The organism is Teichococcus aerophilus, from assembly GCF_014490485.1.
GTDB lineage: Bacteria > Pseudomonadota > Alphaproteobacteria > Acetobacterales > Acetobacteraceae > Pseudoroseomonas > Pseudoroseomonas aerophila.
The window spans coordinates 20624-31283 of record NZ_JACTVA010000055.1 but is presented as its reverse complement, the minus strand read 5'-3'; the positions used below and the strand labels follow the sequence as shown (position 1 = coordinate 31283).

Annotated in this window: 8 protein-coding genes; 1 reads left to right on the top strand and 7 read right to left on the bottom strand. The window is 69.1% G+C overall.

Features of this window, described 5'->3' with window-relative positions:
- The 7 genes from IBL26_RS21540 to IBL26_RS21510 form a co-directional block, all read right to left on the bottom strand.
- The coding region (locus tag IBL26_RS21540; protein ID WP_187786580.1) for a translation initiation factor IF-2 associated domain-containing protein at positions 1-600 on the bottom strand (600 nt) is incomplete at its 3' end.
- 63 nt (positions 601-663) lie between these two features.
- Entirely contained in the window at positions 664-1344 is a 681-nt protein-coding gene (locus tag IBL26_RS21535; protein WP_408901962.1) for an RNA-binding protein, read from the bottom strand.
- Positions 1292-2938, bottom strand: coding sequence for a transcription termination factor NusA (nusA, locus tag IBL26_RS21530; RefSeq protein ID WP_187786578.1), 1647 nt, complete (start codon positions 2936-2938; stop codon positions 1292-1294). The genes IBL26_RS21535 and nusA overlap by 53 nt, the downstream gene beginning before the upstream one ends.
- Positions 2939-2942: 4 nt before the next feature.
- A complete protein-coding gene (rimP, locus tag IBL26_RS21525; RefSeq protein WP_367615482.1) occupies positions 2943-3554 on the bottom strand; it encodes a ribosome maturation factor RimP in 612 nt (203 codons plus the stop codon).
- Between the two features lie 398 nt (positions 3555-3952).
- Positions 3953-4453, bottom strand: coding sequence for a hypothetical protein (locus tag IBL26_RS21520; RefSeq protein WP_187786576.1), 501 nt, complete (start codon positions 4451-4453; stop codon positions 3953-3955).
- A 209-nt stretch (positions 4454-4662) separates the two neighbouring features.
- Entirely contained in the window at positions 4663-5667 is a 1005-nt protein-coding gene (locus tag IBL26_RS21515; protein ID WP_187786575.1) for an MBL fold metallo-hydrolase, read from the bottom strand.
- Between the two features lie 533 nt (positions 5668-6200).
- Entirely contained in the window at positions 6201-7571 is a 1371-nt protein-coding gene (locus IBL26_RS21510; RefSeq protein ID WP_187786574.1) for a glycosyltransferase family 4 protein, read from the bottom strand.
- Between the two features lie 470 nt (positions 7572-8041).
- On the opposite strand from IBL26_RS21510, the gene IBL26_RS21505 reads away from it, so the two are divergent.
- Entirely contained in the window at positions 8042-10423 is a 2382-nt protein-coding gene (locus IBL26_RS21505; protein WP_187786573.1) for a glycosyltransferase, read from the top strand.
- Positions 10424-10660: the final 237 nt, after the last annotated feature.

Here is a 10660-nt window from a genome sequence, read left to right as displayed (position 1 = left end):
GGCCGGGCCGGCATCACGCGGCGCCGGGCGCGGGGCGCCGGCGGCAGCCGGCGGCGCGTTGCGGCGGGCTTCTTCCTCGACCTTGCGGCGGGCTTCGTCCTCGGCCTTCTGGCGCGCTTCCTCGGCGGCGCGCACCACGGCCTCCTCGGCCGCGCGGCGCTCGTCTTCCGCCTTGCGGGCGGCTTCCTCGGCCGCGCTGCGCAGCATCAGCGCCTGGCGCTCACGCGCCTCGCGCTCACGCTGGGCTTCCTGGCGGCGGTGTTCTTCCAGCACGCGCAGGCGGGTCGCCTGCTCGCCCTGGTTCAGCGGCCGGTTAGCGGGCGCGCTGCTGGGGCCGCCACGCTGGGGGCCGGAGGCGCTGCGCTGCGGGCCACTGGCCGTGCGCGGGCCACTGGCGGCCGGGCCGGCCGGCTTCTGGGTGGGGGCGGGCGCGCCGGGGGCGCGCTTCTTCACGACCTCGACCTGCACCGTCTTGCTGCGGCCGTGACTGAACGATTGCCGAACGCTGCCGGCATCCACAGTCTTGCCGATCTCAAGGCGTCCGCCGGGCCGCAGGCTCAGCCTGCTCTTGCCCGCTTCCTGATCGTTCTGGTCGCTCATCCGTTCGGTCGTACCTACTACTTTTTCGTCAGCCATTCATCTCTACGCGAGCCGTTGCCGGGCTCACGACCCCGCTCCGTTCGCGTTGACAGAAATCCCGGCCAAACGACCAGCCTCCTGTATAATCATCTCAGCAATCCTCCCGGGCGATATGGCGACGTGCACCACATGATCGCGCCCGAACACTGTACCGAGTTCCTCTGCGGTCAAGGTCGCCACCACAGGCACGTCGTGCCCGCCCAGCAGCTTCCGTTGTTCCGCAGCACTCCCATCCACCGCCTCCACCAGCAGCCCGGCCTTGCCGCGCTGCAACCAATCCCGCACCTGCTGGAAGCCACACACGGCTTGCCCAGCCCTGCGAGCCAGCCCCACCTGATCGCGTAAGCGACCACGCAAGCCTTGCTCGATTCGGGCGCGAAGATCGGGGGGCGGTATGACCAAGCCGCGCGCTGCCTTCGAAAAGGCACCACGACCTTGCGCGCGTTCTAGCACATCGGCACGCGCGCTCAACCACATTCCCCGCCCCGGCAGCCTCCCCGCCAGGTCGGGAACGAGTTCCCGGCCCGGGCTGAGGACGAAGCGCAACATGGTTTCCTTGGGCCCCGTCTCCCGCGTCACGATGCAGCGGCGCAGTGGGCCCTTGGGTTCCGGTTCCATCTCGCCGTCATCGACGGCGGGCTTGGACTGCAGGTCAGGTGTGCTGGTCGTCGGCTTTCTCCTCGCCGGATTCGGCGGCCTCGTCACCACCGGACTCGGCGGTCTCATCCTCGCCGGCCTCGGCGGTGTCGCCTTCGGCAGCGGCTTCCTCGGCCTTCGCCTCACCGCCCTCGTTGGCGAACCAGTGCTCGCGCGCCGCCATGATGATGGCGTTCGCCGTGTCCTCGTCCACCGCCTCGGTACCCAGGATCTCGATCAGCTCGTCCGCCGCCAGGTCGCCCAGGTCGTCCAGGGTCTTGACCCCCTTCTCGCCCAGCGTGACCATCATGGCGGCGCTGAAGCCACCGGCCTCGCCCACCGCATCCTCGACGCCGAGGGCGCGGCGCTTCTCGTCCATCTCTTCCTCACGGCGGTCCAGGAAAGCCTGGGCCCGGCGCTTCAGCTCGGCGGCGACGGTCTCGTCGAAACCCTCGATCTCCGCCAGCTCCTCATCGGGGGCATCGATCAGCTCTTCGATGGAGTCGAAGCCCTCGGTCACCAGCAGGCCGGCGATGACGTCGTCCACGTCCAGCGCCTCGACGAACAGACCGGTGCGCTTGCGGAATTCTTCCTGGCGGCGCTCGGACTCTTCAGCCTCGGTGAGGATGTCGATGTCCCAGCGGGTCAGCTGGCTGGCCAGCCGCACGTTCTGGCCACGACGGCCGATCGCGAGCGAAAGCTGGTCATCCGGCACAACGACTTCAACCCGGCGGGTCTCCTCGTCCAGCACCACCTTGGTCACCTCGGCGGGCGCCAGGGCGTTCACCACGAAAGTCGGGTTTTCGGAAGACCAGGGGATGATGTCGATCTTCTCGCCCTGCAGCTCGGCCACCACCGCCTGCACGCGCGATCCGCGCATGCCGACGCAGGCACCGACCGGGTCGATCGAGCTGTCGCGGGAGATGACGGCCATCTTGGCGCGGGAGCCCGGGTCGCGGGCCACGGCCTTGATCTCAATGATGCCGTCGTAGATCTCCGGCACTTCCTGCGCGAACAGCTTGGCCAGGAAGCCCGGATGGGTGCGGCTCAGGAACACCTGCGGGCCGCGCGGCTCCTCGCGCACGTCATAGATATAGGCGCGGACGCGGTCGCCGTTGCGGAACGCCTCGCGCGGGATGGTCTCGTCACGGCGCAGCAGAGCCTCGGCCCGGCCGAGATCGACCATCAGGTTGCCGTACTCGGTGCGCTTGACGACGCCGTTAACGACCTCGCCCACGCGGTCCTTGTACTCGTTGAACTGCTTGGAGCGCTCGACCTCGCGCACCCGCTGCACGATCACCTGCTTGGCGGTCTGCGCGGCGATGCGGCCGAAATCGATCGGCGGCAGCGGGTCGATGATGAACTCGCCGACCGCGATGCCCGGCTTCACCTTCTGCGCGATACGCAGCGGGATCTGGGTCGCCTCGTTCTCGACCGGCTCGGCCTCCACCACCTCGGACCAGCGGGAGAGCTTCACCTCGCCGGTGCGGCGGTCGATGATCGCGCGGATATCCTTCTCGTGCCCGTACTTGGCGCGGCCGGCCTTCTGGATGGCCTGCTCCATCGCTTCGAGAACCTCGTCGCGCTCGATCATCTTCTCGCGCGCGACCGCTTCCGCGACCTGCAGAAGCTCCGGGCGGGCGATGGTGATGTCCACGGCCATGGTCCTAGTTCCTCTTGGCGAAGGTGTTGGGCTCGGCGTCGTCATCGGCGGGGTCTTCGTCCCCGCCCTGCGCCTTGGCCTCGGCCGCGGTCGCGGCGATGAGTTCGTCGGTCAGCACCAGCTTGGCGCGGCGCATGTCGATGCGGGGCAAGGCGATCTCGCCCGCATCGTCCAGCTTCAGCCGCACGGTTTCCTCGTCCACGCCGAGAATGTAACCGCGGAAGCGGCGGCGGCCCTCGAAGGGCACGCTCATCTCGGCGATGGCCAGATGCCCGGTGAAGCGCTCCCAGTCCTTGGTACGGGTCAGCGGCCGGTCGATGCCCGGGGAGGACACCTCCAGGTGCCAATCGCCCTTGAACGGGTCGTCCACGTCCAGCACGGCGCCGGCGGCGTGGCTGATCGCTTCACAGTCGCCCACGCCAATGGCCCGGCCATCGGCGCGGTCGGCCATGATCTGGACCGTGGGGGTCTGCTTACCCTGGATCATCACGCGCACGAGTTCATACCCCATCGCGCTGAGCGTGGGGGTGATCGCCGTGGCGATGCGGGCCTCGAGGCCCTCTTGGAGTGGTGCGTCGTCTTCCAAAAACAAAAAAAGGCGGCCGGTTAAGGCCACCCCCCTGACTGTGCAGCGAAGATGTTCTGCGCCGTCATATAGGCGCCTCCCTGCCATCCCGCAAGCGAAACGCCCGCAAGGCGGCGGGATGGCGCGGAAGAGCCGAAGTGGAGAAAGAAATCCCTGCGCCGCCTTCTTGCCCTGCGCAGGCCGCCATCCGGCCAGGACTACAGGCCGGCGCCCGGTGATTCTGGCGGAGGACGTGGTCCGAGTACTCGGTTGCCGGACATCTCGGTCAGGACAGCAGGGCCGCACGCCAGATCGGCCGGCCCATGAATACACCGGAAAAGCCGCAGGAACCGGGGCCATTCCGCCGCACCTGACGACAGCTTCACCCCCGGCTGAGGCAAGGTCGGGCTTCCCGCCTTCTGTGGCCGGATAGTCCCACGACCAAGCCCTCAGCTCAGCCGCGCCAGATGCGTCACCCGGCAGCGGCCATGCGTGTGCACGGACAGTACGGAACCGGACAGACGGTTGTCGTGCACCTGCGCTAGGCCGAAGCCATGCAGAGTCAGCAGCAGGAAATGGCCGGTCACGCGCACGAGGTAGACCCCGGCCTCCAGCCCACCCTGCCGGACCAGCCCCAGCAAGGTCGGCCCGCGGCCGGTTGGCCTCTCCACGCGCAGCGGCTCGGGCGAGACGCCGCAGAGCAGCAGCGCCCCCAGCACGTCGCGCCAATAAGCCGTCATGATATCCCGCTGGCCCACGTAGCGCTCCGGCGCCACCTGGCGCAGCAGGTCGCAGGCGGTGGCATAGGCACAGCCGGACGCCAGGGCGATGGCCGCCGGGCCACACCATCCGGTCTGACCACCACGCTCGATGGTCAGGCGGTCGGCTGAGGCGTGCGACCAGCCCTTCGCGGGCAAGGCGATGCGTTGCCCGTCCTCACGTTCGGACACGGTGAAACCCCTAAATTTTTAGAGCCCCTCCCCCCGGAAGGGCCGCCTGGGGGCACCGTGTCGCGAAGCCTGCCAGCAGGTCAACGACGGCCTGCTGAGCTGTAAAGGGTTGACGAGTTGCTGTTGTAATTAAACCACACCCCTGTGACCCAAGCGCCACCGAAGCAATTTCGCTCCATGCAAGTCGGCGCCTGGGTACTGGGCCTTTGCTAAAGCGCTGATCGCCAGGCCAGGGGCTGGAAGCCATACCCCTCCACCCGCCGCACCACGTGGCCGATGCCGGGGAAGTCCATATGCATCCCGGCCACCGTCAGCCGGTCCGTCGCCGCCATGTCGAACACCCGCCGCCGCGTCTCCGCCGCCTGCGCCGGGTCCGAATCGAAGGCGATGGACCAGTCCGGCCGGGGCATCTGCAGCGCCTGGGTGTGGACTACGTCGCCCCAGAGCAGCAATTGCTCCGCCCCGGCATGCACCCGCACGCCCATATGGCCCGGCGAATGGCCCGGCAGTGCCACCGTCGTCACGCCCGGGGCCGCGTCCTGCCCGGGCTGGACCGGCCGCAGGCGGGCCCGGTAGGGCGCCAGCGCCTGCCGTGCCGGGGCGAAAAAGGCACGGATGGCCGGGCGGGCCTGGGCCATCGCCGCGTCATCGTCCCAGTAGCGCAATTCGCTCTCAGCAATGACCAGTTCGGCATTGGGGAACAGGGCGCCACCCTGCGCATCCAGCAGCCCCGCCGCATGGTCCCGGTGGGCATGGGTCAGGATGATGGTGTCCACATCGGCCGGGGTGAGGCCGGCGGCGGCCAGGTTGCGGGGAAGCTGCCCCAGGGTCGGCCCCAGCGCGCCGGCGGCACCGGCATCGACCAGGATCAGCCGCGGGCCGGTATTGATCAGGTAGGCATTCACCGCCAGCGGCACGGCGCCCGCGGGCACGAAGGCCTGCTGGCGCAGCCGCGCCGCTACCTCGGCATCGTAATCGGGGAACAGGCCCGGCAACGCCTGGTCCTGGAAGCCGATATGGCCATCCAGCAGCGCCGTCACCTCGATCGGGCCGACGCGGTGCCGGTACAGGCCCGGCACCTGCTGCGTGGCCAGCGGCGCCGCCGCCCGCACCGGGCCGCCCAGGGCCACCGCGGCCAGGCCGGCCACCGCCAGGCCGGAACCTTGCAAGAAGCCACGCCTGTCCAGGCAGCCCTTCGGGGAAGCTGATGACATGAACCGATCCTCCATTCTTGGGCCAGAGCATGGCCAGGAGGCAGCATCCACGGGCGACGCGGAGCCCGACAGCCTCCGCACGCGATCACCTCCCTTCCGCGTGGCGTAAAGGAGGGACGGCAGCACGAAGCGCCGGAGGGAGAAGGAATTCTCCCTCCGGACCTCCCTCATCGTCCTTTTCGAGTTTTGAGGTGTTGCTGGCGGCAGGGGTGGGCTGTCCGCCGTGCCCGGATCGCGGCGGACAGGCAAATCCCGGATGCCTGCTGCGAATGTCAGGGCTGGCTTCAACTCTGCCGAGTCGGCCTCGGCGGTCTTTTCCATGAACGCTTGGTCGGCACTACGCCCATGTCCGTACCTCGGGCCAACGCCGCCTGCTCCGCACGAAACGCCTTGGCCGAAACCGCGTCAGCACAAATTCGAAACAGTATTCAAGCGCCTATGCCTCCGGCCTCCAGGCCCGAAGCCAACTCGCAAAAGAAAAGAAGGGGTCCGGGGAACTCCTTCCCCGGCCTTCTCTCTCCGCCAGCGGGCGCCTACTCCGCCGCCTGTGCCATCGATGCCTGGCCGGACGCACCGGGCTCCAGCTTCACGCCCAGGCGGGCATAGACGTCCGCGAGGCGACGCTCGTACTGCTCGGCGCTGAACAGGGCGGCGCGGCGGGGGCCGGCCTGTTCCAGCCAGCCGCGCAGCTCGGCATCGGTATCCAGGGCGCGGATCGCCTCCACCATGGCGCGGACGTCGTAGGGGTCCACGGTGATGGCGGCATCCCCCACCACCTCGGGCAGGGAGGAGGTGTTGGAGGTCATGACCGGCGTGCCGAGCTTCATCGCCTCCAGCGCCGGCAGGCCGAAGCCCTCGTACAGCGAGGGGAACAGCGCCGCCTTGGCGCCGCGGATCAGCGAGACCAGCAGGCGGAACGGCGCGTAGTCCAGCAGGATGATCTTGCGCTTGGTGCGCAGGATGCTGCCTTCCTGCACCTGGTAGCGGATATGGTCGTCGAACAGGAGCTTCAGCTCCTCCTCGCTCTTCCATGCCTGCTTGCCGACGATGACCAGCGGCAGCTCGGAGCCGGAGGAGAGGAACGCCTCGATCATCCGCCCCACGTTCTTCTTCGGCTCGATGGCGCCGAAGAACATGAAGTAGCCTTTCCAGTCGAGGCCGAAGCTGCCCTTGATCTCGTCCTGCGCCTCGTTGATCGGCTTCTCGGCGAATTTCTTCGGGATCTCGACCGACTGGTAGGTGTTCGTCACCTTCTCGGGGTCCGCGCCCAGCAGGTTGACGATGTCGCGCTTCGAGGCCTCGCTGACCGTGATGATGTGGTCGGCCTTCTCCACGATCAGCTTGTTCAGGCGCAGGTAGCGGCGCTTGTGGTCCAGCGTGGTGTAGGGCAGCCGCAGCGGCACCAGGTCGTGCAGCGTGTAGACATTCTTGGCGCCCGGCATCCGCATGGCCAGCGGGTAGGTCCAGTGCATGATCTGCGGCGGCTGCGGCATCCGCACCGTCAGGCGGGACTTGTAGTGGCGGAAGTGGTTGTAGGCGACGGTGAAGCCGTTCTCGACATTCCACAGATGGTCGAAATGCGGCATCCGGTTCTCGAAGGTATTGGCCACCACCCTGCCGGTGATGGGCACCGAGGTCGCATACTCGCCGAAGGGCGACAGCATGGTCCGGCGGGCGGAGCGCATCCAGCGCAGCAGCGGCGAGGCTTCGCCCACCCGGTTGTCGAAGAAGGCGATCTCGCGGATCAGCGGGTTGCGGCTGGGGCTGGCGCGGGTGCCGTAGAGCACGCCGACCTCCGCCCCCAGCGCGCCCAGGCGGAAGCTGAGGTTGCGCGCATAGGTGGCAACGCCCGTGCCCTGGTCGAGCGCCAGATTATGGCCGTCGATATAGATTTTAGGGCGCATGGACCGGGCCTCGACTGTTGCAGGGTTGGGCATGGCATACCGCAATGCAGTGTACCAGAGCATGGCCGCTCACGGGCAGGCCGCGGGGCAACGACGGAAATGGCTTGGGCAGTGAGCGAAGGCCGGAGAATGAATGCCCGGACCCCTTCTTTTTTCTGCGAGTTTGGCCGGGCGCCTTGGGCCGAGGGCGGATTTGCACGGGTGATTCTCACTGGCCACGGGCTGCACCCCCCGGTCTCCTGAAGTCCAGCCGTCCTACGCGAACCGGCTTTGTCTCTCGGCAGCCCGAGATCAGCCAAGCCTGAAAAACGCGAAAAAACAACAGAAGGGGCCCGGAGAGTTCCTTCCGGGGCCCTCCCTCCCCACCACCCGCCGTTTAGAAATTGATAAACATTGCGCGTGCCGAGAGCATTCCCTTGCGCCCCGTTACCGCGCACGGGAAAACCAAGGCTTGGCGGATGGCGGGAACCATGTCGGATCACAGGGCCGAGGTCCTTCGGCGCGAGGCCGAGCAGTTGCGCGAGCTGGGACGGTGGCTGGATGCCGCCGATGTCTATACCGCCCTGCTGATGCGGCAGCCGGACAATGCCGGCGTCATGGCCCAGCGTGCCTTCTGCCTGGGGGAAGCCGGTCAGGCCGAGGCGTCCATCGCTGCCTACCAGGCCGCCGTGGCGGCCCGGCCGCAGGACCCCGACCTGGCACAGCAATTCGCCCAGGCGCTGGCGAAGCTGGGCCGGGCCGCAGGCGCCGAGGCCGCCTTCGCCCGAGCCGTCGCTCTGGCCCCCGGGGATGACGCGGCCTGGCGCCGCTGGCAGGCCCACGCGGAGCCCGCGCCCCCCGCCTCCGACCTGTTGCTGGATCTGACCGACCTGGTCACCGCCCTGCTGGCCGAGGAACGGCCACCCCCCGGCGCCTTCCGCCTGCAACGCGACCTCGCCCACGGTGCCCTGCTGGGCGCGACGCCGCCGACCCTGTGCGCCCTGGCGCCGGGCAAGCTGGACTGGCAACGGCTTCCTGCCGGGCTGTTCCACCGGCTGGACCATCTGCTGGCCGCCGCCGACGCGCCGCTGGCCCTGGCATGGGACTGGCAGGAAGCCCTGGCGCTACTGGCCCAGGCCATGGCCGCGCCACCGATCGCCCTGCCGCAGGCCGCCACGCTGGTCTGCCCGGGCGATGCCTGGGGCATCCCGCAGCATTTCGCCGCGCTAAGGCGGGCGCGGGAGGCAAGCGGGCTGCGCTTCATCCCCTTCCTGCGCGACACCGCCGCCCTGGCCGTGCCCGAGCAACTGCCGCCCGAGATCGCCCAGGCGCAGATCCGCTGGCTGGCTGCCCTGCCGCAGCACGCCGATGGCCTGTTGCTGGCCTCGGATGCCGTCGCGCGCAGCCTGCAACCGCTGACCCTGCCCGCTGGCACCGTGGTCCGGCTGGATGCCGCGCCACGCCTGACGCACCCTGCCCTGGCGCCCGATGACGCTGATTCCGCTGGCCTGGCCTCTATTGGTTCGGTGTCCGCCAGTCCGGTATCTGCCGGTCCGGTATCTGCCGGTTCGGTATCCGTCCATCCGGGCTCCGGCGCTCCTGCATCAGGCGGTCCGGCCTCGGGCGCTTTGGTATCCGGCATGTCTGCCTCCACCAGCCCGGCCTCCCCCACACTAGCATCCAGCGGTCTCCCTCTCGCCGCGGCATATTCTGCCATCCCCTCGGCCGGCGGCACGCTGCCCACCGCCCTCGCCACGCCATCGCGCAGCCTGCTCCCGCGGCCGCTACGGCATGGCCGGCCCTTCGTGGTCTTCGTGGCACCGCTGGATGCCCGCAAGGACCACCGCTTCGTCCTCGGCGCCTGGCTGGAAATGCTGCGCCGCCCGGGCGCCGAGACGGTGCCAGACCTCGTCTGCATCGGCCGCCCCGGCTGGGGCGCGGATGCGGCGCTGGACCTGCTGGAGAACGCACCCGCCCTGCGCGGCCGCGTGCACCTGTTGCAGGACGTGCCGGACGCGGTGCTGGCCGCCCTCTACCGCCACGCCCGGTTCACCCTGTTCCACAGCCACCACGAAGGCTGGAGCCTGGCGGTGGCCGAAAGCCTCGCCCATGGCCGCCCCGTGCTGCTGCCGGACCATTCCGGCCTGCTGGAAGCTGGCCCCGCCGGGCTCATCTTCTTCCAGGCTGGCTCCGAGCCGTCGCTGATCGCGCAATTACGGGCCCTGATGGACGAGCCCTCCCGGCTCGCCACCGCCGAAGCCGCCCTCGCCGCCGCCCCGCGCCCCGCCTGGCCCGAAGTCGCCACCCACTTCCTGCGAGCGGCGCAAAACCTCGCGCACAACGCGCCGCCCCTGCCGCCCCTGCCGCTGCAACCCGGCCGCCGCATGCCGCTGCGGCGGCTGGACCGCTACCGCCCGCTGCCGGACATGGCCGTGGCCGAAGCCGCCCGCGCCGGCGCCCAGTGGCATTCGCTGGAAGATTGGGGCGTTTGGACCCGCCCCGGCCTCGCCCGCCTCTCCCTGGCCCTGGCCCCCAGCCTCGCCGGCGCCCTGCGGCTGGAGCTGGACCTGCGCGCCCCCGCCCAGGACCAGGCCATTGCCCTGCAAGCCCGCCGCCCCGGCAGCACCAACGCACCGCCCATCGAGATCCTGCTGCCCGCCCATGGCGAGCAAACCGTCTCCCTGGCCGTGCCCCCGGGCGAAGGGCCGCTGGATATCCTGATCGACTGCGGCCGCCCGGTGCAGCAGCCAGACGGCACCCGAGTCGGCATCGGCCTGCGCGCCCTCTGCCTCGCCCGCACGGACTCGGCAGCCGACCGGCTGGCCATGCTGGAATCCCGGCGCTTCGTCGTGGCTGAACGTCTGGAGGCTTGAGGGGGGGGTGAAGGCCGGGGAAGGAATTCCCCGGGCCCCTTCTTTTCTTTTTTCAAGTTTTGTGCGCGGGGCTGCTGATGAGTTGGGCTTGAGAGACAGCTGGTGCGCCGGAGGTCTGGGACCTGCGGCGACTGAGGGTTCAGCCCAGTTGGCCCCTTATGAGAGCATGTTCCGTTCGCACAGGCCCATTTCAAATTCTCTATCTTTTTGTTTTAAAAAGAAAATTATGCCATCAGT

Excerpts from the sequence above, each read along its gene's own strand:
- nusA (WP_187786578.1), bottom strand. The coding sequence starts at position 2,938 with ATGGCCGTGGACATCACCATCGCCCGCCCGGAGCTTCTGCAGGTCGCG.
- IBL26_RS21515 (WP_187786575.1), bottom strand. The coding sequence starts at position 5,667 with ATGTCATCAGCTTCCCCGAAGGGCTGCCTGGACAGGCGTGGCTTCTTG.
- IBL26_RS21510 (WP_187786574.1), bottom strand. The coding sequence starts at position 7,571 with ATGCGCCCTAAAATCTATATCGACGGCCATAATCTGGCGCTCGACCAG.
- IBL26_RS21505 (WP_187786573.1), top strand. The coding sequence starts at position 8,042 with ATGTCGGATCACAGGGCCGAGGTCCTTCGGCGCGAGGCCGAGCAGTTG.